The sequence below is a fragment of the Brevundimonas sp. GW456-12-10-14-LB3 genome, from assembly GCF_059424365.1.
Window position 1 is genome coordinate 18,325 of record NZ_JBWKZJ010000013.1, and the last position, 20,865, is coordinate 39,189.

Sequence of the window (20,865 nt, forward strand, 5' to 3'; positions counted from 1 at the left end):
CAGACGGCTGTGGGAGGAACATATGTCACGCTATCTCAACGGCGCCGCCGCCGCGGCCCTGGCGCTTGCCGCCTGCGCCTTCGCCGGTTCGGCCTCGGCCCAGACCTATAATCGCCTGGTCGTCTTCGGCGACAGCCTCAGCGACAACGGCAATCTCTATCTGGCCTCGGGCGGCACGCAGCCGCCGTCGCCGCCCTATTATCAAGGCCGGTTCTCCACCGGCCCGGTCTTTACGGAGTTGCTGGGCTTCAACGCCGTCAACTTCAACGGTTCGGTCAGCGGCAGCATCAACTACGCCTTCGGCGGGGCCCGCACCGATTCGTCGGCCGGCCCGCCGCCCGGCATGCTGACCCAGTTGGCCGCCTACACCAGTCGGGGCGGACGGTTCGCCGCGACCGATCTGGTCAGCGTCCTGGGCGGCGCCAACGACATCTTCCAGGGGCTGCCCGCCGCCGGGGCCTCGTCCAACCCGGTCGCCGCCATCACGCCGGTCGCCACGACCGCCGCCGCCAACGTCAACAGCCTGGTCAACAGCGTCGCCGGCGCGGGGGCGGGGACCATACTGGTGACCAACCTACCCAAGCTCAGTTTGACGCCGCAGTTCCGCGGTACGACGGCCGCGCCCCTGGCCGACTATGCGGTGACGACCTTCAACACCGCCCTGCAAACGGGCCTGAACACAACGGCGGCCGCCCGTCCGGGCAGCAACATCATTATGATGGACCTGTTCAAGATCGGCGACACCTTGGCGGCCAATCCCGGCCAGTTCGGTGTGACCAACGTCACCCAGGCCTGTTTCAACGGGGTGACGGGCTGTTCGAATCCCGCCAGCTACTTCTACTTCGACGGGGTGCATCCGACCGCGACGGGGCACCAGATCATCGCCCGACTGGCGACCGACTACCTCTATTATGGCGATATCGGTTCCCAGGCGGCCTTGCAGGGCGAGACCGCCTTCCGGCATCGGGAGGACGCTTTGGATGCGGCCAGCGAGGCCCTGTCCGGCCGCGAGGCCTGGGAGGCGGGCGTGGCGATCACCGCCTCGGCCATGGTCGACAGCGTCGAGACGGATGCGCGCGGCTCGGTCACGGAATCGTCCAGCGACGGCTGGGGCGCTCGCATCGCCCTGGAGGCCGGTCCGTCGGAGCATTGGCGTTTCGGCATGGCCGGGACGGCCCGCACCAGCGACGTCGAAAGCCAAGCCCTGACCTTCAGCGTCGAAAGTTTCGGCCTGGACCTGTACGGCGGCTGGCGCTCGGGCGACCTGTTCGTCAATGCGGCGGTCGGGGTGGCGCGCGACAATATCGACGACATCAAGCGCTTCACCAGCCTGGCGCCTCTCGTTCACACAGCCGAGACGCGCGCGCTCAGCACCGGGGCGCGGCTGCAGGGCGGGATGTGGTTCGAGATGGGGGGCGTGGCCCTGTCGCCTCGCGCCGCCGTCACCTGGGCGACCAGCGACGTCGACGGCTATTGGGAGCAGGGCGTCGCCGCCCAGTACCAGTACGAAGACCGCGAGATGAAGGCGATCAGCGGCGAGGTCGCTTTGCGGGCCGAGGCGGAGATGGGCCGTTTCGCCCTGTTCGCCGAGGGCGGCTATCGCGACGCCCTGGACGACAGTTCGGATCCGGTCCGCGTCGGCCTGTACAATAATCCGGCCCAGGTGCTGGAGCGTGAGGTGGAGGAACCCTTCGGCGGCCAGTTCCTGGCCTCGGCGGGGGTGGAGGGCTCGGTCGGCCCTGTGAAGGTGTCGGTGGCCTATCGTGGTCGCTACGGCGAACACGCCGACAGCCATATGGGCGGCGTCCAGCTGCGCCTGCCCCTGTAGGACGGAAGGCGGGGAAGGGGCCTCAGCGCCCCTTCTTGCGCACCCACATGGCGGCGTCGGCCTCGGTCAGCCAGACCTCGGCGTCCGTATGGCCGTCCCAGGCGCGGACCCCGAAAGAGCCCCCCAGGGGGGTGCGTTCGCCGTTCCAGACGAAGCCTTCGGTCTCCAGAGCCTCGGCCAGCTGTCGCGCCTTGGCCCGCCCGTCTTCCTGGCCGGCGTTCAGCATCAAGAGGGCGAATTCGTCACCGCCCAGGCGGCCCACGGCGTCGGATTCCCGCAGATGGCCGATCATCATCCGCGCAACGGCCACCAGCGCCGCATCCCCGGCGGCGTGACCCAGGCGGTCGTTGACCCCCTTGAACCCATCCATATCCAGATAAAGCAGGACTGCCGGCACCTCATGCCGCTGGCAATAGGCCATGGCCCTTTGTAGGGCGGCGACGAAGCCTCGACGGTTCAGGGCCGGGGTCAGGACGTCGTGATCGGCCGCCGCCTCGGCCGCCGCCGCGCGCTGTTTCCAGGCGTCCAGCTCGGCGCGCAGGCGCGCGATCTCGGCGGTCAGGTCGTGTTCGGCCACGTCGGTCACGGCGCAGGCAGGCTCCGGCGGCGCGACTCAGACGGACGCGCGATAGGTCGATGTTAGAGGCTGGACGGCAGAGATTGAAGGCGGCGCGGCGCGGATTCCGGCGATGAACCGGCGCTGTTCGGTTGCGGCGGCGCCCCGTGTGCTGTAACGGGCGCCTTTCCGCGAGGGGCCTTGAACTATGGCGACTTCCGCAACGCCGGTGGCAATCATCATGGGCAGCCGTTCGGACTGGCCGACGATGAAGCTGGCCGCCGACAAGCTGGATCAGCTGGGCGTCGCCTGGACGGCCAAGGTCGTCAGCGCCCACCGCACCCCGCAGCGACTGGTCGAGTTCTCCACCGGCGCCAAGGCGGCGGGCTTCAAGGTCATTATCGCCGGAGCCGGGGGCGCCGCCCATCTGCCGGGCATGGCCGCCTCGATGACGGACCTGCCGGTGCTGGGCGTCCCGGTTCAGTCCAAGGCCCTGAAGGGCATGGATAGTCTGCTGTCGATCGTGCAGATGCCGGCCGGCGTCCCGGTCGCCACATTGGCCATCGGCGAGGCGGGCGCCGCCAACGCCGGCATCCTCGCTGCCCAGATCCTGGCCCTGTCGGATGAAGCCCTGGCCCAGCGCCTCGCCGCCTTCCGGGCCGCCCTGACCGATTCCGTCGCCGAAACCGTCGAGGACTGAGTGCCCCAGCTTCCGCTTCCCCCAGGCTCCACCCTCGGCATCCTCGGCGGAGGACAGCTGGGTCGGATGCTGAGCCAGGCCGCCTCGCGCCTGGGCTTCGACGTCGTGATCCTGGATCCGGAACCGAACAGCCCTGCGGGCCGCGTGTCCCATAGCCAGATCGTCGCCGCCTATGACGATCCCGAGGCCCTGACGGCGCTCGGCCGCGCCGCCGACGTCGTGACCTTCGAGTTCGAGAATGTGCCGGCCGCCTCCATCGAGCGGCTGGCCGAGGCCGGCGCCCTGGTCGCGCCGGGGCCGACGGCGCTTCGCGTGTCGCAGGACCGGGTGGACGAAAAGACCTTCCTGAACGCCGTCGGCGCCCCGACGGTGGATTTCGCCGTGGTCGATACGTTGGACGACTTGGTCATCGGCCTGACTGAACTGGGCCTGCCCGCCCTGCTGAAGACCCGGCGCGAAGGTTATGACGGCAAGGGCCAGGTCTGGATTCACGCGATCGAAGACGCGCCCGCCGCATTGGAAAGCCTGGGCGGCCGTCCGGCGATCCTGGAGGCCAGGGCGACCTTCGTGCGCGAACTGTCGGTCATCGCCGCGCGCGACTGGGACGGTCATATGGCGGTCTATCCGCTGGGCGAGAACCGGCACGAGGGCGGGGTGCTGCGCACGACCCTGGCCCCCGCCGCCGTCGACGAAAAGACCCAGGTGCGCGCCCGCGCCATCGCCGAGGCGATCCTGGACGGTCTGGACTATGTGGGCGTGATCGGGGTCGAGCTGTTCGACCTCGGAGACGACGTTCTGCTGGTCAATGAGATCGCCCCGCGCGTCCACAATACCGGCCACTGGACTCAGGACGGCTGCGTCTGTGACCAGTTCGAACAGCATATCCGCGCGGTGGCCGGCTGGCCCCTCGGCCCCACGGCGGCCCATGCCCGGATCGAGATGAAGAATCTGCTGGGCGACGAGGTCGATCAATGGCGCGCCCTGTCGGCCAAGGCCGATGAACGGCTGCACCTCTACGGCAAGGCCGAGGCCCGACCGGGCCGCAAGATGGCCCATGTGAACCGGGTGTTGGGGACGGTCTGAGGCCGTCTGTGGCGATCGCTTCGGTCAGCGACCCGATTCGTCGACGATGTGAGCCAGCGCCAGTCGCCCGACGAAGGCTCGTCCCGGATTGTCGCCGGCGCACCATTCGTGCGGGCTGAACAGGTCGAACAGGCCGATCTTGGCCAGTGTGGGCACGGCCAGTTCCAACTGGCGCTCCACATCGCCCCGTGCGCCCTGATTATAATGTTCGATGTTGAGCAACATGGTGGCGACCGTGCCGGTCTGGACCGTGCTGCCGTCCTTCAACTTCACAGCGGGCAGGCGTTCCCCATCCGCCACAAGCTTCTGGTTGATCGCGTTCAAGGCGGTCGTGTGAAGAATCTCGTCGGCCATGCGCATCGCTCCTGGGACTGAAGCTTAGCTGGCGCTCACCCGTCTCGAATGCAACGCTGCGCAGCGACAAAGGAGCGAAAGCGGCGAGACGAGCGCCTAACCTCGCGCCCCATAACGGATGCGACTCAGCACATCCGTCACCTTGCGGAACGGCGCCTCGAAATCCTTCCCCGCCTTCCACTTTTCGAAGGCCATGACGTTTTCGATGCGGCGAGCGACAAAGGCTTCCGCCGCCTCGCTGCCGTCGAACCAGCGCATCGTCAGGGCGGGAATCAGTATGCCCGACAGGATGGTCCGCTTCGAATAGTGGTTCCAGTCGGTCGATTCATCCCCAGCCCAGCGCCACAGATGGTCGGCCGTCTCCCACGCCAGCTTCAGCCCCAGATCGGTGTTGGTCGGCAGGGCCAGGAAGGCGGCGCAGCGGCGCGTCGCCTCCAGATCGGCGGCGCCGGCCTCCATCCGTTCGGACACGGCGCGGGCGATTCGCTCGCGAATCTTCAGCGACTTGGGATCGACGGCGCCCAGGGCCTCCAGGGCGCGCGCGTCGTGGCGGCGCGACAGCAGGGCCGCCAGATCCCGCGCGCCGTTGGGCAGCAGCAGTTCCTCATCCCCCACCGAGAGGCCGCAGGCTTCGCACGCCTCCCGGACCAATCGGGCGTTCCAGCCCAGGGCGGGGGCGCGGGCGACGGCGGCGTCCAGCACGGTCTGTTCGGTCTGATCGGCCCAATCGTCGGTCTGTGTCATTGGCGGATCATACGCCCGTCTTTTCGGGGTTTCGAGCCTGGAAGAATGGTTGCGACGAACTGGACAGACGCGGCGGGCTCGTGTATCAGCCCGCCTTCATCCGAGAGCCTCGCTCCCGGGAGAGGATTTTATTTGTCTGCCCGTCTCCCTTCGAAAGGACGCGGCGGGCGGCCAAAGGAGAGATACCCCTGGTTCAGATTTTCGTCCGCGACAACAACGTCGATCAAGCGCTGAAAGCCCTCAAGAAGAAGATGCAGCGCGAAGGCAGCTTCCGTGAAATGAAGCGCCACGTGCACTACGAAAAGCCTTCGGAAAAGCGCGCCCGCCAAAAGGCCGAGGCCGTCCGTCGCGCCCGCAAGCTGGCCCGCAAGCGCGCCCAACGCGAAGGCCTGCTGCCTGCGCCCAAGCCGCGCGTCCCCGGCGGCCGCTAAGGCTCAGCCCGAAAGGGCTCAGGCGTAGGCCGAAAGATCAAAGGCCGCTTCCCTCGGGAAGCGGCCTTTTTCTTGTCGCCTCCGTGGTGCGAGGCGGAGAGGAGGCGGCGCCTCATCCCCGTCCCGTCACCGCCCGTCCGAACGTCTTCCAGCTCAGCTTCACGTCTGACAGGGCGCCGGCGCGGAAGGCGCGGCCAGCGATCCAGACCATCAGGGCGGCGGTGGCGAACATGCCGATCAAGGTCAGAACGACCTCGATCAGGGGCGGATCGCTGGGCGCCCGCGCGCTCATCAGGAAGGGGGTGAAGAAGGGTATCCACGACAGGACCTTCACCACCGGCGCATCAGGGCTGGTCAGGGCCATCTGCATGACCAGGATCGGCACGACCAGGATCATCATGATCGGCCCCATCAGGGTCTGGGCGTCGCGCGGCGTCTCGCAGAAGGCGCCGATGGCCGCGAACAGCACGGCGTACATCAGATAGCCGCCGACCATATAGGCGATGAAATAGAAGACCAGGCCGCCGTCCAACAGCACCTGGCCGATCGTCGCCGCCGTATCGGGCGAGGCCGACGTCAGCACCGAGGTTCCGATTCCCGCCCAGACCGCCAGCACCGTCAAGGTCAGCATCGCCACCCCCAGAACCTTGCCCGTCAGGATTTCCGAGGCGGAGGCCGAGGACAGCAGCACCTCCAGAATCTTGTTCGACTTCTCCTCCATCACGCTGTTCAGCAGGATGGAGGCGCCGGTGATCACCAGCGACCAGAGCAGGAAGCCGGCGCCCAGGCCGATGAAGGCCGGAATTCGATCACGCATCGACACCTCGCCCCCGCTGGCGGCGTTGGGCGAAAAGGCCTTCACCTCGGGCTTGAAGGATTCGATCTGCTCGACCAGGGACGGGGCGACGCCTGCAGCGGTCAGGGCCTGGTCGCGATAGCCGGTCCGCAGGGCGTTGCGGACGAAGTCGGCGACGTCATTGTCCATGGCCCGCGCGGTCCAGACCTGGGCCTGGGGCTTGCCGTCGACGCGGCTCAAGAAGACCACGGCGTCCACGCGCCGGTCCTTGGACGCATCCTTGTCCAGCACCTCGCGCAAGGCCGCCTCACGTGCGGCGCCGGGCGCCGCGACGGTGAGGGCGGGCGGGGCGTCGATCAGCCGCATCTTCGGACCGCTGATGGAGGCGGCGGCGCGGCCGGCCGCGGCCTGGCCCTTCTGGGCTGCTTCCTGCACCCGCTCCGCCAGACGGTCCTTCTCTTCCTGAAGGGCGGCGCGCACCTCGGCGGCCAGGCCGGTCGCCGCCGGACCGTCCTCGATCACCGTCACTACCTTGATCGGTTCCGCCGAGCGGATCAGCAGGGGGATGCCCCCGCCCAGGACGGCGAACATCGGAAAGGCCAGAAGCGACAGCCAAAAGCCCACGGTCTTGGCGTAGGCGACATATTCGCGGCGGGCGATCAGCAGGGTGCGTTTCATTGGACCGCCTCCGCGCGGACGGCGGGTTGATCGGGATTGTCGCCGGTCAGGCCGATGAAGGCGTCATGCAGGGTCGGTTCCTTCAGGGCGAAGCCCCGGACGTCCAGCCCGCTCAGGAAGGCGGCCTTCAGCGTGTCTTGGCCCCCCGCGCCGGCCGCCAGCACGATCTTCAGTCGGCGCACCCCGTCCTGATCGGACAGGGTCTCGACCCCCGCCACGCCGGGCAGGGCGCCGGCCGCCTCGGGCGAGATGGCGCCTTCCAGGTCCAGGACGCGGGGGGAGGTGGCCTTGGCCTCCTCGACCGTGCCTTCGAACGCCTTACGCCCCTTGGCCAGCAGCACCACCTTGTCGCACAGCCGTTCGGCATGCTGCATCACATGGGTCGAGAACAGGACCGTCGCCCCGTCCGCCGCCAGGCCGCGGATCATCTCCTCCAGCCCCTGCTGGTTCATCGGATCGAGGCCTGAGAAGGGCTCGTCCAGGATGACGAACTCGGGCCGGTGCACCACGGCGGCGATCAACTGAACCTTCTGAGCCATCCCCTTGGACAACTCCTTCATCTTCTTCTTCTGCGCCGCGCCCAGGCCCTGCTGCTCCAGCAACTGCCTCGCGCGCTTCTTGCCTTCGTGGGAGGGGAGGCCCTTCAGGGCGCCGAAGAAGGCGATGGCCTCCACCGGGGTCATCTTCTTGTAGAGACCGCGCTCCTCAGGCAGGAAGCCGATCCGGTCGCGGACCAGCCGCCCGTCCGGCGCGCCCAGGATGTCGATCCGGCCCGAGGTCGCCGGTTGCAGCCCCAGGATCATCCGCAGGGTTGAGGTCTTGCCCGCCCCGTTCGGCCCCAGAAAGCCGCAGATCGAGCCCTTGGGCACTTCGAAGCTCAGGTCGCGCACGGCGTCGAAACCGCCGTACCGCTTGCTCACGCTTTCCAGCGTCAACGCAGCCGTCATTCCGTCTCCCCTTATGATTGCAGCCAGCCTAGCAAGGCGGAAGCGGTTCAGGCCAGCCGCTTCCGCCCCGTCGCCCTATTTCAGGACGGGCAGGTCGATGTAGGAGGCGTCGTCTCCGGCGTGATGCAGGGCGTTGTCGGCGACCCGGCCCTGGGTCTCGCTTTCGTTCGGCCCGCCGGTGTTCAGATTGCGGACGAATTTCGGGAAGTTGGAGCTGGTCACCTCGACCCGGATGCGGTGGCCCGGCTGGAAGGTGTTGCTGATGGTGATCGGCGTGGGCTGCACCGTCGCGATCTGGCCGGGCGTCAGGGGGGTGGGCCGGTCGTAGCCGGTGCGATAGCGGGCTCGCATGATGGTGTCGCCCAGGATATAGGCCGTCCCATCCGGCGCCACATCCACCAGCTTGACCGCGAAGTCGGTGTCGGGCGCCGATGACGACACCTTCAGCACCGCATCGACGAAGCCCGTCACCTGCATCGGCTCGGTCAGCGGCTCCGAGGTATAGACCAGCACGTCGTTGCGCGCCTCGATCTGACGCTGGTCAAAGGCGCCGGCCGTGACCAGCCCGCCGTTGCAGCAGTCGCCGCCGCCGATGGTCTGGACCGGGTTCATCGGATCATAGCGATAGCGGTCGGCCTGTTCGCCCGCCGGCGGCGCCTCGGGGCTCAGCCGGCCGTCGCCGTTCAGACTGTTGGCCGCCCCGCCGGATCGCAGATACATCCGCACGGTCTGGACGCCGGCCGGCGGCCACTGGGCGGCGGTGCGCCATTCGTTCTGGCCCATGTTGAAATATTGGACATGCGGGGTGCTGTCGGGGAAGGCGCGGCGCTCGCCCTTCAGCCAGCGGTCGAACCAGGCCAGGACCAGGCCGTCCGCGTCGAAACTGGCGTCGCCCAGGTCGCGATCGCCAGAGCGGAACCCGGCCTTCAGCCCGGCGAAGGCGCAGTGATTGTTCGGCCCCACCACCACATACTGGTTCTCGGCTGCCTCGCGGTCCTGGGGGGTCGAGCGAGCGTGATTGAACAGCTCCATGTTCGGCCCGATGGAGACGTCGTACCAGCTGTTGAACCACAGGGCCGGCACGCCCCAGCCCATGTCGTCGTGATAGAGGCCGCCCTCGCGCCAGGCCGGGTCGGCGGGCGTGCGGGCGATCAGTTCCTCGAAGGTCGCGGGCGGCTCGCCCAGGTCCTTCAGCATTTCATCGACCGGCAGATGGCGGATCTGGCTGGGCCAGTTCACCTCGGGCTTCTTGGCGTCCAAGTCGTTGTAGCGGACGATGCGGGCGCGGGTCTCCTGGTCCGTCTCCGCCGGGATCTGGGCGCGAAGCGGATTGTCGACACCGTACAGCCAGACGAAGAAAAGATTGCGCGGCACGCCGCCGGTGTACCAGTTGCCCTGTTCCTGGAACCGCCCGACCTTGCCGATTCCCGCGCCCGACGCCTGGGGGACCATGGCCGCATGGGCGGGATGGTTCTGGGCCGCCAGCGCCAGCTGCCATTCGGCCGAAGACGAGCAGCCCAGGGTGCCGACCTTGCCGTTCGACCAGGGCTGAGCCGCGATCCAGCTCAGGGCGTCATAGCCGTCGGTCTGGGGATAGCCCAGGATCTGATAGTCCCCGCCCGAGAAATAGCGCCCCCGCTCGTTCTGAATGACCAGGGCATAGCCGCGGCTGACCCAGGTCAGGGCGCTGCGGGTGGTGCGGGGGTTATAGGCCAGCTCATTATAGGGAGTGCGGATGAAGACGGTCGGCAGGGGTCCCTGGGCGTTCTTGGGCCGATAGATGTTGGTGGCCAGTCCGACTCCGTCGCGCATCGGCATCATGACCGCCATCTGCACATCGGCGATGCGGGACAGTTCGGTCTGGGCGGCCGCATCGCTGTACCGGCCATAGTCCTGGGCGGCGACCGCGGCGGGCGTAGCCGCCAGTACGGCCGCGACGACGGCGGCGACGATTCTGTTCATGATGATGCCCCTCCAAAAAGCTTGCAGAAGGTTAGGCTGCAAAGAAGGGCGCGGCAATCTTTCGCCGGGATCAGTCCTTCGCCTTGACCGCCACCTTGAAATGGCGGCCCACGATCTTGGCCGGGTTCACCTGGGCGCCGCTGCGGCGCACTTCGAAATGCAGATGGGGGCCTGTCGAATAGCCGGTCGAGCCGACCAGGCCGATTCGCTGTCCGCTCGTCACCAGATCGCCGCTGCCCACATCAATGCGGCTGAGGTGGCCGTAAAGGGTGCTGAGGCCGTTCGGATGGCGCACCTCGATGAAGGCGCCGTAGCCCCCGGCCTCATAGCCGGTGCGGACGATCCGACCCTCTGCAGCGGTGAAGACCGACGTTCCCTTTGGCGCGGCGATGTCCACGCCCTTGTGCGCGCGGGCGCGGGCCTCGATCGCCAGCTTGCGCAGGCCGAAGGGGGAGTTGATCGCATAGCCGCGCACGGGGGCGGAAAACCCGATCTCCCGCATCACCGGCCCGGCATTTTCGACCTGAGCCTTCACCGGCGGGGCGACGGGCTCGGCCGCAACTGTCGGCGCCGTTTCGCGCGTCACGCCGGGGGCGGCGGCGGCGGCCAGCAGGGCCACGGTCGCAAAGGCGGCGGTCTGGCCGCCGTGGATCAATAGGCTTTTGCAACGCGCCAGGGGCGCGTCGGTCAGCAGGCGTCGCATTCGGCGGCGTCTCCAGCTTGGACAGGCTCTGGATTGAGCCGGAGCATGGAGCGACACGCGCGGGCGCGTTCGAAACCGTCATGCTCCTGGAAGCGGCGCTTATGCTCCTAGGCTGGGGCGACTTTTGGACCCTGATCGGGCCGGGATGGGGCTGGGCCTAATCCAGCGGGCGTCGAGCGACCAGGTCGATCAGGGCCGAACGGCCCCTGTGGCCGGCCCCTTCGTCCAGATCGGCCTCATAGGCGCGCAAATGCTCGATCCCGAAATCGCCGAACGCCGCCTCCAGCAGTTCAGGGGTGTAGAGCTGTTCGACCTGGGAAGGCCCCCCGGTGCCGTAGTCCAGCTGGCGCGGCGTATAGCCGTGCAACAGGATCAGGCCGCCCGGCTTCACCGACCGCTTCATTCCCTCAAAGATCGCCGCACGGAAGTCGGGTGGCGCGAACTGGATAAAGACCGCCGCCACGGCGTCATAGGCCGCGTCCGGCCAGGTCCACCCCTCGAGGTCCTGGATCTGAAAATCCACCTCGACCCCCTCGCGGGCGGCCAGGCGTTTTGCCTTGTCCTGCGCGGCCGGCGAGATGTCGGTGGCGGTCACCTGGTGGCCGAGTCGGGCCAGATAGACGGCGTTCCTGCCCTCGCCGTCGGCGGGCGTCAGAATCCGACTGCGGGGCTTCAGCCGGTCGGCGTGCGTCACCACGAACTGGCTGGGCGCCGTGCCGAAAACATAGTCGGCGGTCGCCGCATAGCGGGCGTCCCAGCCGTCACTCAAGGTCGCCATGATCGGCCTCCATTCCTGCGAATGGCTATCATTTGCGACCGTTCGGCGCAACCCAAGCCACTGGGCCTTAGGCGATGATGTCCGGCAGGATCTGATCCTCGATTTTGACGATCTCGTCCTTCAGCGCCAGCTTCTTGCGCTTCAGCCTGGCGATCAGCAGTTGATCAGGCACGGCCGCCTCGGACAGGGCGTCGATCGAGGCCGAGAGGTCGGCGTGCTCCTGGCGCAGCAATTTGACGCGGGCGTGAAGCGCCGCTTCTTCCTCGGTGATGTCCGGCACATCGTCGTTCATCGTGCAGTCCATCTTGCAGTCGGTAGAGCCAACATAATCGGACGACCTTCAGGCGGAAAGGGTTTCGGCCAGCCGCTGCAAGGCCGGGCGCGGCGTCACCGGCGCCCAGAGGCGCGCCGTGGCGACCAGGGCTTCCAAGGCAGGGCGCGGCGACGCGCGGGGCGCGTGGTCGTCCGCTTCGTGGATCAGGGCTTCCAGGGCGGCGAGCAGATGGCGTTCCGCCTCCAGCTCCAGCCCCTTGATCTTCTCGCGGACCGCCAGGCGCGGCGCGTCCTCGATGTCGGGGACGGGCGCCTTCAGGGTGCGGCGAACGGCGCGCAGCGGCGCGACCACCACCCCGTCCCAGGCGCGGGCGATGTCGCAGGCCGCCTCGATCGTCTCGGCGTCGGCTTCATGGCCGGCCGCAGCGGCCCAGGCCGACCACAGCAGCAGGGGAACATTCTGGTCGTGGCTGTCCTGCAAGGCCAGGCAGGCTTCGCTGACGCCGGGTCGCCCATAGGCGGCGACGGCCCAGTCCCACAGGCTGCGCGTCTCGACGGCGGTCACTTCAGCCCGTCCCAGCGCCGCACGGCGCTCCAGTCCAGCCCGAACAGATCCAGGGTCCGCCCCACCGACTGGTCCACCATCTCCAGGATCGATGCCGGCCGCGCATAAAGGGCGGGCAGGGGCGGGGCGATGGTCGCGCCCATTTCGGCCAGGGCCGTCATCGTCCGCAGATGGCCCAGATGGAAGGGCGTCTCACGCACCATCAGCACAAGCGGCCGGCGCTCCTTCAACGTCACGTCGGCGGCGCGGGTCAGAAGCGACGAGGTCACGCCCGTGGCGATCTCGCTCATCGTCTTTATCGAGCAGGGGGCCACGATCATGCCCAAGGTCTTGAAGGAGCCCGAGGCGATGGTCGCCCCGACGTCAGCCAGTTTGTGAACGACCGAGGCCTTTGCAGTCAGGTCGTCAGGCGACAGATCGGTCTCCTGCGACAATGTGAGCAGGGCGGCCTTGGTCACCACCAGATGGGTCTCGACGCCTAAATCCTTCAGCGCGTCCAGCGTCCGCGCGCCGTAGATCGCGCCTGACGCCCCTGAAATTCCGACCACCATCCGATAAGGAGCAGTCCGTATGGCTCCGTTCACATCATCGACCATTTTTGGGGCCAGCCTCCGTCGTGCCCGGACGAAAAGCAGTCACTGGAATGTGATTCCACAGCCTGCCGAACCGGGCGCTCACTCTACTGGTCCCTAACCAACGGAGGCGCAAGCCATGACCATCGAGGCTCGTATTCGCGAACTGGGTAATCGGCACCGCATGCTGGATCAGACGATCCAGCGAGAACTCAACCATCCGTCCGTGGACACGCTGCAGGTCAAGGAATTGAAGCAGAAGAAGCTTCGCTTGAAGGAAGAGATCACCATTCTGGAGCAGCGGGCCCACTGAGGGTCGCGCACGCTCAGACGACGACGGCCCCGGAGACCGCTCTCCGGGGCCGTTTTTATTCCCGTCATCCTCGGGCTTGACCCGAGGATCGGATGATCCGCCGCTGGTGCGAAGACGTCAGCGCACGGCGCCGGGCCCTCAGGCCAAGCCCGAGCGCGACGGACGGATCAATCCTTGGCGCCGAACACCGATTCCGCCGTCGGCTCGGCGCCGGGACGCTGGCGGGCTTCGGGAACGAATTCCGGCTCTTCCTCGACCTCTTCGGCCACGGGCAGGATGGTGCCGCCGCCGTTCTTCAGATCGTCCTTGGCCTTCTTGTCGGCGGCCTTCTTGACGATCTCGTCCAGGGCCAGCTGACCGACCAGGCCCAGGGTCACCGGATCGACCGGCTTGATGTTGGCGCTGTTCCAGTGGGTGCGGTTGCGCACGCTCTCGATCGTGGACTTGGTCGTGCCCAGCAGTTTGGCGATCTGGGCGTCGGTCACTTCCGGGTGGTTGCGCACGAACCAGGCGATGGCGTCGGGCCGATCCTGACGACGCGACACAGGGGTGTATTTCGGCGCAGGCTTGGCCGACTTCAGCAGTTCGGCGTGGCGGCTGACGATCGCCTTCATGCGATAGTTTTCGTCGGCCTGAGCCTTGTCCAGCTCTTCGCGAGTCAGTTGGCCGCCGGTGACGGGATCGACGCCGCGGATGTCGCGGGCCACGTCGCCGTCGGCGATGCCGCGGACTTCCAGCGGATGAAGACCGCAGAAGTCGGCGATCTGCTCGAAGCTGAGGGAGGTGTTGTCGACCAGCCAGACCGCAGTGGCCTTGGGCATCAGAATGTCGCTCATGGGGCGTTCGTTCCGGTAGGGTGGGGGCCGCCGAATGAGGGTTCGGCAGACGTTGGATACGACGGCGCCCGGCCTTTCGACCGGGCGCTTATGGTTTCGATATAGGCCTATTCGCCTGAAAAGAAAACGCCGCCCGACATTCTCGTACAGCCACGGTTCATCCGAGGTGCGGCAACCTTCGCCTTAATCGAGGCTTTCGCCTTTGGGAGAGGAGAACCACCATGCCCATTCTGCTCGGCGCCGCCATGGCCGCCGCCCTGGCTTCCGGCCAGGACATCACCGCCCAGCGGGTCGCCCCGCGCGGCAGCTACAGCCGGTCCTGCACCGAGGCCTACACCCACCGCGGACGGCTTTACGCCGACTGTCGCGACATGCGGGGCCGCATTCGCGGCACCTCGATCGAACTGGCCCGGTGTGGAGACGCAGAGATCGCCAATATGGACGGCCTTCTGGTCTGCGGCCGCGAGCGGGGGGACTATGAAGATCGTCGTCCCGACTATCCCGGTGGGAACGGCGGATGGAACGGCGAAGACAATGGCGGGGGTTGGGGCGGCGGCTCGGGCGGCGGCTGGAACGGAGGATGGGGCCGGACCTCCATCACCGTCTATGAAAACGCCAACTTCCGCGGCGCCTCGCGCGAGTTCGTCGATGAGGACCGCAACCTGGGCCGCACCCCCTTCAACGACCGGATCAGCTCCATGCGCGTTCGCGGCCGATGGGAGGTCTGCACCGACGCCGAGTTCCGGGGGCGCTGCCGCATCGTCGAAGGCGACGTCCGCTTCCTGAGCGACGGCTTCAACGACCGCATCTCCTCGATGCGCCCGGTGCGGGGCGGCGGGCGCTGGGATCGCTGAGGGCGGTCAAGGCGTCAGCACGAACTTGCCGATGTGATCGCCGGCCTCCAGCGCGCCATGCGCCTCGGCGGCCTTGTCCAGCGGATAGACAGCCTGCACCGGCGGTCGCACCGCGCCGGAGGCGACCCAGGGCCAGACCGTCGCCTTAACGGCGGCGGTCAGCCGGGCCTTCTCATCGGCCGATCGGCTGCGAAGGGTCGATCCCGTCAGGACCAGCCGCTTCAGCATGATCCGCATCAGGTCGATTTCGACCACCGATCCGGACAGGGATGCGATGACCACCCAGCGACCGCCGGGCTTCAACGCCTTCAGGTTCAGTTCGGCGTAGTCTCGGCCCACCATGTCCAGCAGCACATCGACGCCGCCCGCTTCGGCGATTGCGGCCGCCAGGTCGTCGGATCGGGCGTCCAGGCTGACATCGGCGCCCAAAGCCTGGGCCGCCTTCGCCTTGTCCGCCCCGCGCGAGGTGGCGATCACCACAGCGCCCGCCGCCTTGGCCATTTGGATCGCCGTCACCCCGATCCCGCTCGTCGCCCCGTGGATCAGCAGCGTCTGGCCCGCCTTCAGCCCGCCCGCCTCGAACACATTGGCGAAGACGGTGAAGACGGTCTCGGGCAGGGCGGCCGCCTGAACGAAGGACAGGTCCTCCGGGATCGGCAGAACGTGGCGGGCGTCCACCACCGCCTGTTCGGCATAGCCTCCGCCGCCCAGCAGGGCGCAGACCCGGTCGCCTCGGCGCCACTGGCTCACGCCTTCGCCCAGGGCCGCGATTTCGCCCGCGACCTCCAGTCCCAGGATAGGCGAGGCGCCGGGCGGGGGCGGATAGCCGCCCCGCCGCTGCAGCAGGTCGGGCCGGTTGATTCCGGCCGCGCGCACCTGGATCAACACCTCGCCGGGGCCAGGCGTCGGATCAGCCTGTTCGGCGATCTTCAGCGCCTCAGCCGGACCCGAACCGCCCTCGATCTGGATAAGCCGCATGTCGCCTCGCTTGCATTCGTCGCTGTCCGCGCGTTCAGATAGGGGTTCCGGCCGACTTCGGCCATGACAGGCGCAGAAAGGCGACGACCATGTTCGACGATTTCGAGCCTCGCCCGCGGCGTGGAGAGGCCCTGACCACTCTTGAGCGCGAGGATCTGGACCCCTATTCCATTGAAGACCTGCAGGAGCGGATCGGCGCACTGACGGCCGAAATCAGTCGCGCCCAGACAGCGATCGAGAAGAAACAGGCCAAGAAAAGCGCCGCCGACGCCCTGTTCAGTTTTAGACCCTGATCGCCCGCGTCTCAAATCCGTGGCATGACGGTTGCAAACCCTTCGGCCCAGGCCGTTTGTGGCCCCAAGTCGGAACAAGCCTAACCTTCATGATGATGTCCCCCATGACCCTGAGCGACGATCAAGACATGGCCGCCCGGGCCGAACGCGCTCGCAAGGTGCAGGATTTCACCCGTTCCGAACTGTTCGACCGCACCTTCCGCGAAGGCATGGAACTGGTGGAGGAGACGGCGGCCTATCTGGACGGAGAGGGCCGTCGCGATTCCAAGATGCTGTCCCGCTCGGCCGCCCTGGCCTATGCGGCCGAAAGCATGAAGCTGACCACGCGCCTGATGCAGATCGCCTCCTGGCTTCTGGTGCAGCGGGCCGTACGCGAGAACGACATGACGGCCGAGACCGCCTGCGAGCCGCGCTATCGTCTGAACGACCGCAAGATCGAGAGCCAGCCCAGCCACGCGGAACTGCCGATCGCCCTGGTCGAATATCTGGTCCGGTCGGAAAAACTGTTCGACCGCGCCCTCTATCTCGACCGCCGCATGTATCTGGAGGCGCCTGAGGAACAGCCGCAGAATCCGGTCCTCAGCCAGTTGGGCCTGCTGGAAGCCGCCTTCAAGGGCTGACGCCTCTAAAGCCCGACCTTACGGCCCGACGTCGTCAGCGTCGCGACGCCCGTCGTCGATCGGTCGAGGCAGGCTGACGGCGATCCCCAGCGCCTGGGCCAGCTTGCCGTCGCGGCCATAGACGTCCTCGCGGAAGGCGACCCGCCCCTGACCGTCCACGAAGGCGGTCCAGTACAGCAGCCGCACCGTGATTTCGCGCCCGGTGGTCACGCGAGTGGTCTCACGCGTCTCCTGGGCCGTGTCGAACTCGGCCAGCTTGGCGGGATCGGGCGACAGCAGCAGACGGGCGAATTCCACGGCGTTCTGCACCCGCACGCAGCCATGGCTGCGCTGACGCACGGAAAGGTTGAAGGCGGCCTTGGACGGGGTGTCGTGCAGGAAGATGGCGTAGCTGTCGCGCAGTTCGAACTTCACATAGCCCAGGGCCGACTTCGGCCCGGCGCGCTGGATCACTGTTCCGTTGGCCACATACATGTCGTTGGCCGCCAGATAGCCGGGACCCTTGGGCAGGATTTCGCGCCGTGCGATGCCGGCCGGCACATACCAGGGCGGATTGGCGACCACCGAGGCGAAGGGTTTCTCCAGGCTGGGCGTCTGGTTCTCGGCGGAGCCGACCACCACGCGGTTGGAATGCACCGGCTTCGCATCCTTCCAATAGACCATGATGGCGGCGGCGGTGTTGACCTCGATCCGCTCGGGCGCAACGTCGCGCTTCAGCCAGCGGCGGCGTTCCAGGTTCAGGGCGATCTGACGCGCCCGATCCTCGGCCGAGGCTGAGAGAGAGCGCTGGGTGCCCGTTCCGATGCGGCCGTCGGCGTCCAGGCCGTGCCGCGTCTGGAAGCCCTGGACCGCCTGTTGCAGCTCGGCGCCGTAAGTCAGGCCCTGGGCCTTCAGCCGCGCGCCCTGCGCCGCCGTCAGATCACCCTCGGCCGTCAGCCGGTCGATCAGGGCGGGGATGCGGCGGTCGCTCATGTTGGGTTCGATCGTCGGGCCGGCCGGGAAGGCGGGCCAGCCGCCGCCGGCGGCCAGTCGGCGATAGCGCACATAGCCCGCCGACAGGTTCTGATAGCCGATGTCGGTCGGCGCCAGACCCTCGAACCAGTCCAGCAGGATGTTGCGGGCCAAGGCGTCGCTGAGGCCGCGCGGCAGGTCCACGCGGTTTTTCTGCATTTCCCACAGATCCTCGACCGTCTCGGGCCGCACCTTGCCCTCGGCCAGGACGCGGCCATAGGCCAGGGCCGCCGCCGTCGTGCGCAGATCGGCCGAGGCGGGATCGGCGGCTAGGCCCACGAAGTCGAAATAGTCACCCGCCGACAGGCCGTGGCGCTCGGCCCGGGCGGCGACGGCGTTCAGGGCGCGCATCCGCTCGCCGGTCCATACCGCCCGCCAGCCGTTCATCTCATAAAAGGCGCGAACGTCCGGTTGCTGGGTTTCGGGCAGACGCAAAATCTGATCGTTGAAACTGTTGTAGAAGGCGGTGGCCGCCGCAGGGCGCTGGATGGAAACCTGTTGCGCCCGCGCAGCGGAGGCGAGGGCGATCGTCGCCGTTGCGACGCCCAAACCCAGTTCCCGTCTATTCATAATCCGTCCGCTTCTCGATGGCCCGATCCCCGTGAACCGACGCCCTTGTTCTTGCTGATTTGAACGCCGTCCATGTTACCGACGTTCCAGGCAAACAAAAAGCGCCGGCCATCGGACCGGCGCTTTTCGTGACGTGATTGCCGCGATGTGTCGCAGCCAGGACGCGCTTACTTCTTGATGAAGCCGGCGAACTTGTTGTTGAAGCGCGAAACGCGACCGCCGCGGTCCATCAGCTGGGCGTTGCCGCCGGTCCAGGCCGGGTGCGTCGTCGGGTCGATGTCGAGCGCCAGCTTGTCGCCTTCCTTCCCGTAGGTCGAACGGGTCTGATAGGTCGTGCCGTCGGTCATCACCACGGTGATGAAGTGGTAGTCGGGGTGGGTGTCCGCCTTCATGGGTCGTCGTCCGGTCTCTGGGCGCGATGACGATGCCGACCGTCGCTGCGCATGAAATGAGAAACCCGCCAGAAAATCCGGCGGGAATGAGGGGCGGCGTTTACACCGGGGGGCGTTCCGGGGCAAGAGGCGGTCGCAATGACTGATCAATCCGCCGCCTCCGCCCGCTCCGCCAGTATTCCTGCGGGGCGCGCCGCCGGCGCGGCCAGCCTGGACGGGCGGCCCAGCGCCGGCGCCGTCCTGGCCGAACAGATGTCTGAAGCGGGCGAGAAGCGGGCGAAGCGCCGGGACATCCGTCCCCTGGCGCGGCTGATTCCCTATGCGCTTCGGCACAAGGGCCACGCCCTCATGGCGGTCTTCTGGCTGCTGCTGTCCACCACCGCCTCACTGGGGCTGACGGCCCTGGCCCGAGGGGCCATCGATCACGGATTTGAAGACGGCGGCGCGCGCCTGAACCTTTGGTTCCTGCTGCTGGGGGCCAACGCCCTGTTCCTGGGTCTCGCGACCGCCGCCCGCTATTTCTACGTCACACGGACGGGCGAGCGGGTCATCGCCGACCTCCGAAAGGGGCTGTTCGGCCGCATCCTGACGCTGGACCCTTCCTTCTACGCCCATATGCGGACCGGCGAGGTGCTGTCGCGCCTGACGACCGACATCGCCCTGGTCGAGACCCTGATGACGACCTCGGTCTCCTATGCGCTGCGGAACTTCCTGACCCTGATCGGCGGGGTGGTGCTGCTGTTCTTCGTCAGTCCGAAACTGACCGGCCTGGTCCTGTTGATCGTGCCGTTCCTGCTGGGGCCGATCTTCATTTTCGGCCGCCGGGTCCGCAAGCTGACCGTCGCCTCCCAGGACCGGTTCGCCGGCGCCGTCGGCTTCGCCGGTGAAAGCGTGGACGCCGTCGAGACGGTCCAGGCCTTCGGGCGCGAACACAGCGCCATCGCCCGCTTCGGCGCGGCGGTGGAAGACGCCTTCGACGCCTCTCTGAAGCGGATGCGGGCGCGGGCCTGGATGACGGCCCTGATCATCGTCGTCATGTTCGGCGGCGTGACCCTGGTCCTGTGGCTGGGCGCGCGCGATGTGGTGGCCGGTCAGATGACGCCCGGCGCCCTTCTTCAATTCGTCCTCCTGTCGGTCTTCGCCGCCGGGGCCGTGGGCGCTCTGGGCGAAAGCTGGGGCGATGTGCAGAAGGCCGCCGGCGCCATGGAGCGGATCGAGGAACTGATGCGGGCCACGCCCGACATCGCCGCCCCGGCCCGGCCCGTCGCCCTGCCCACCCCGCCGCGCGGCGAGGTCTCCATGTCGGCCGTCGATTTCGCCTATCCCGGCCGACCCGATCTTCCGGCCCTGAAGGGGTTCAGCCTGACCGTCCGTCCCGGCGAGACCGTGGCCCTGGTCGGTCCCTCCGGCGCGGGCAAGTCCACCGTCTTCCGCCTGCTGCTGCGCTTCTATGATCCGCAGACCGGTCTGGTCTCGGTCGACGGGGTGGACGTGCGCCAGGCCGATCCGGTCGAGGTTCGCAATCGCTTCGCCTGGGTGTCGCAGGAGACGCCGCTGTTTTCAGGCTCGGCCTTGGAGAACATTCGCTTCGGCCGCGAGACCGCCACCCTGGAAGAGGCCCGCGCCGTCGCTGAAAAGGCTCAGGCCCTGGGCTTCATCGACGCCCTGCCGGAAGGCTTCGACACCCCATTGGGCGAACGCGGCAAGAGCCTGTCGGGCGGTCAGCGCCAGCGTCTGGCCATCGCCCGCGCCCTGGTCCGCGACGCGCCCATCCTGCTGCTGGACGAGGCGACGAGCGCCCTCGACGCCGAAAGCGAACGGCTGGTCCAGGCGGCCCTGGATCAGGCCATGACCGAACGCACCACCCTGGTCATCGCCCACCGCCTCGCCACGGTCCTGCGCGCCGACCGCATCGTCGTCATGGACGACGGCCGTGTGGTGGAGGAGGGGACCCACGCCCAGCTGGTCGCACAGGGCGGCCTCTACGCCCGCTTGGCCGAGCTTCAGTTCCGGGCGGATTGAGCCGAA

At 67.7% G+C, this 20,865-nt stretch carries 24 protein-coding genes; 9 read left to right on the forward strand and 15 right to left on the reverse strand.

The window, feature by feature from the left end; translation table 11 throughout:
- Window positions 1-22 precede the first annotated feature (22 nt).
- Window positions 23-1,828, forward strand: a complete 1,806-nt coding sequence (locus tag AC07XS_RS07440; RefSeq protein ID WP_182713920.1) for an autotransporter domain-containing protein — start codon at window positions 23-25, stop codon at window positions 1,826-1,828.
- A gap of 22 nt (window positions 1,829-1,850) precedes the next feature.
- On the opposite strand, the gene AC07XS_RS07445 is transcribed toward AC07XS_RS07440, so the two are convergent.
- The gene (locus AC07XS_RS07445; RefSeq protein WP_054765410.1) at window positions 1,851-2,414 is read right to left on the reverse strand and encodes a GGDEF domain-containing protein; all 564 of its coding nucleotides are present in this window, start codon (window positions 2,412-2,414) and stop codon (window positions 1,851-1,853) included.
- A gap of 178 nt (window positions 2,415-2,592) precedes the next feature.
- Between AC07XS_RS07445 and purE the strand changes: the two genes are divergently transcribed.
- Window positions 2,593-3,084 (forward strand): 5-(carboxyamino)imidazole ribonucleotide mutase, encoded by a 492-nt coding sequence (gene purE, locus AC07XS_RS07450; protein WP_152949906.1) that lies wholly within the window; start codon window positions 2,593-2,595, stop codon window positions 3,082-3,084.
- Entirely contained in the window at window positions 3,085-4,167 is a 1,083-nt protein-coding gene (locus AC07XS_RS07455) for a 5-(carboxyamino)imidazole ribonucleotide synthase (RefSeq protein WP_182713921.1), read from the forward strand.
- A gap of 24 nt (window positions 4,168-4,191) precedes the next feature.
- On the opposite strand, the gene AC07XS_RS07460 is transcribed toward AC07XS_RS07455, so the two are convergent.
- Both AC07XS_RS07460 and AC07XS_RS07465 read right to left on the reverse strand, forming a co-directional pair.
- A complete protein-coding gene (locus tag AC07XS_RS07460; protein ID WP_182713922.1) occupies window positions 4,192-4,521 on the reverse strand; it encodes a DUF7709 family protein in 330 nt (109 codons plus the stop codon).
- A 96-nt stretch (window positions 4,522-4,617) separates the two neighbouring features.
- Window positions 4,618-5,265 (reverse strand): COQ9 family protein, encoded by a 648-nt coding sequence (locus tag AC07XS_RS07465; protein WP_152949918.1) that lies wholly within the window; start codon window positions 5,263-5,265, stop codon window positions 4,618-4,620.
- A 188-nt stretch (window positions 5,266-5,453) separates the two neighbouring features.
- On the opposite strand from AC07XS_RS07465, the gene rpsU reads away from it, so the two are divergent.
- The gene (rpsU, locus tag AC07XS_RS07470; protein ID WP_087120183.1) at window positions 5,454-5,696 is read left to right on the forward strand and encodes a 30S ribosomal protein S21; all 243 of its coding nucleotides are present in this window, start codon (window positions 5,454-5,456) and stop codon (window positions 5,694-5,696) included.
- Between the two features lie 112 nt (window positions 5,697-5,808).
- Here rpsU and AC07XS_RS07475 read toward each other — a convergent pair whose 3' ends face one another.
- The 8 genes from AC07XS_RS07475 to AC07XS_RS07510 form a co-directional block, all read right to left on the reverse strand.
- A complete protein-coding gene (locus tag AC07XS_RS07475) occupies window positions 5,809-7,170 on the reverse strand; it encodes an ABC transporter permease (protein ID WP_182713923.1) in 1,362 nt (453 codons plus the stop codon).
- Window positions 7,167-8,117, reverse strand: a complete 951-nt coding sequence (locus AC07XS_RS07480; protein WP_054765416.1) for an ABC transporter ATP-binding protein — start codon at window positions 8,115-8,117, stop codon at window positions 7,167-7,169. The genes AC07XS_RS07475 and AC07XS_RS07480 overlap by 4 nt, the downstream gene beginning before the upstream one ends.
- 75 nt (window positions 8,118-8,192) lie before the next feature.
- A complete protein-coding gene (locus tag AC07XS_RS07485; RefSeq protein ID WP_182713924.1) occupies window positions 8,193-10,079 on the reverse strand; it encodes a CocE/NonD family hydrolase in 1,887 nt (628 codons plus the stop codon).
- Between the two features lie 70 nt (window positions 10,080-10,149).
- Entirely contained in the window at window positions 10,150-10,782 is a 633-nt protein-coding gene (locus AC07XS_RS07490; protein ID WP_182713925.1) for a M23 family metallopeptidase, read from the reverse strand.
- A gap of 157 nt (window positions 10,783-10,939) precedes the next feature.
- The gene (locus AC07XS_RS07495) at window positions 10,940-11,560 is read right to left on the reverse strand and encodes an SAM-dependent methyltransferase (protein ID WP_182713926.1); all 621 of its coding nucleotides are present in this window, start codon (window positions 11,558-11,560) and stop codon (window positions 10,940-10,942) included.
- 67 nt (window positions 11,561-11,627) lie between these two features.
- Window positions 11,628-11,852: a YdcH family protein gene (locus tag AC07XS_RS07500; RefSeq protein ID WP_054765420.1), complete on the reverse strand. Its 225-nt coding sequence runs from the start codon at window positions 11,850-11,852 to the stop codon at window positions 11,628-11,630.
- Window positions 11,853-11,900: 48 nt separating this feature from the next.
- Window positions 11,901-12,398, reverse strand: a complete 498-nt coding sequence (locus tag AC07XS_RS07505) for a TIGR02444 family protein (RefSeq protein WP_082382665.1) — start codon at window positions 12,396-12,398, stop codon at window positions 11,901-11,903.
- Window positions 12,395-12,994 (reverse strand): UbiX family flavin prenyltransferase, encoded by a 600-nt coding sequence (locus AC07XS_RS07510; protein WP_182713927.1) that lies wholly within the window; start codon window positions 12,992-12,994, stop codon window positions 12,395-12,397. The genes AC07XS_RS07505 and AC07XS_RS07510 overlap by 4 nt, the downstream gene beginning before the upstream one ends.
- Window positions 12,995-13,109: 115 nt before the next feature.
- Between AC07XS_RS07510 and AC07XS_RS07515 the strand changes: the two genes are divergently transcribed.
- Entirely contained in the window at window positions 13,110-13,283 is a 174-nt protein-coding gene (locus AC07XS_RS07515; RefSeq protein WP_054765422.1) for a YdcH family protein, read from the forward strand.
- Window positions 13,284-13,450: 167 nt separating this feature from the next.
- Here AC07XS_RS07515 and AC07XS_RS07520 read toward each other — a convergent pair whose 3' ends face one another.
- Window positions 13,451-14,119 carry a DUF1013 domain-containing protein gene (locus AC07XS_RS07520; RefSeq protein WP_054765423.1) on the reverse strand — a complete coding sequence of 223 codons (669 nt, stop codon included), beginning with the start codon at window positions 14,117-14,119 and terminating at the stop codon, window positions 13,451-13,453.
- 221 nt (window positions 14,120-14,340) lie between these two features.
- On the opposite strand from AC07XS_RS07520, the gene AC07XS_RS07525 reads away from it, so the two are divergent.
- The gene (locus tag AC07XS_RS07525) at window positions 14,341-14,973 is read left to right on the forward strand and encodes a beta/gamma crystallin-related protein (RefSeq protein WP_182713928.1); all 633 of its coding nucleotides are present in this window, start codon (window positions 14,341-14,343) and stop codon (window positions 14,971-14,973) included.
- A 6-nt stretch (window positions 14,974-14,979) separates the two neighbouring features.
- Here the strand turns inward: AC07XS_RS07525 and AC07XS_RS07530 are convergent, their stop codons facing one another.
- Complete coding sequence (locus AC07XS_RS07530; protein WP_182713929.1) at window positions 14,980-15,951, reverse strand: NAD(P)H-quinone oxidoreductase; 972 nt, start codon at window positions 15,949-15,951, stop codon at window positions 14,980-14,982.
- Between the two features lie 89 nt (window positions 15,952-16,040).
- On the opposite strand from AC07XS_RS07530, the gene AC07XS_RS07535 reads away from it, so the two are divergent.
- Together AC07XS_RS07535 and rcdA are read left to right on the forward strand one after the other, a co-directional pair.
- Window positions 16,041-16,244 carry a DUF1192 domain-containing protein gene (locus AC07XS_RS07535; RefSeq protein WP_182713930.1) on the forward strand — a complete coding sequence of 68 codons (204 nt, stop codon included), beginning with the start codon at window positions 16,041-16,043 and terminating at the stop codon, window positions 16,242-16,244.
- Window positions 16,245-16,348: 104 nt separating this feature from the next.
- The gene (gene rcdA / locus AC07XS_RS07540) at window positions 16,349-16,864 is read left to right on the forward strand and encodes a protease adaptor protein RcdA (RefSeq protein ID WP_224761396.1); all 516 of its coding nucleotides are present in this window, start codon (window positions 16,349-16,351) and stop codon (window positions 16,862-16,864) included.
- A gap of 18 nt (window positions 16,865-16,882) precedes the next feature.
- Here rcdA and AC07XS_RS07545 read toward each other — a convergent pair whose 3' ends face one another.
- Window positions 16,883-18,445 carry a L,D-transpeptidase family protein gene (locus AC07XS_RS07545; RefSeq protein ID WP_182713931.1) on the reverse strand — a complete coding sequence of 521 codons (1,563 nt, stop codon included), beginning with the start codon at window positions 18,443-18,445 and terminating at the stop codon, window positions 16,883-16,885.
- 167 nt (window positions 18,446-18,612) lie between these two features.
- The gene (rpmE, locus tag AC07XS_RS07550) at window positions 18,613-18,837 is read right to left on the reverse strand and encodes a 50S ribosomal protein L31 (RefSeq protein ID WP_054765428.1); all 225 of its coding nucleotides are present in this window, start codon (window positions 18,835-18,837) and stop codon (window positions 18,613-18,615) included.
- 138 nt (window positions 18,838-18,975) lie between these two features.
- Between rpmE and AC07XS_RS07555 the strand changes: the two genes are divergently transcribed.
- A complete protein-coding gene (locus AC07XS_RS07555; RefSeq protein ID WP_054765429.1) occupies window positions 18,976-20,859 on the forward strand; it encodes an ABC transporter transmembrane domain-containing protein in 1,884 nt (627 codons plus the stop codon).
- The last annotated feature ends 6 nt before the right edge of the window (window positions 20,860-20,865 follow it).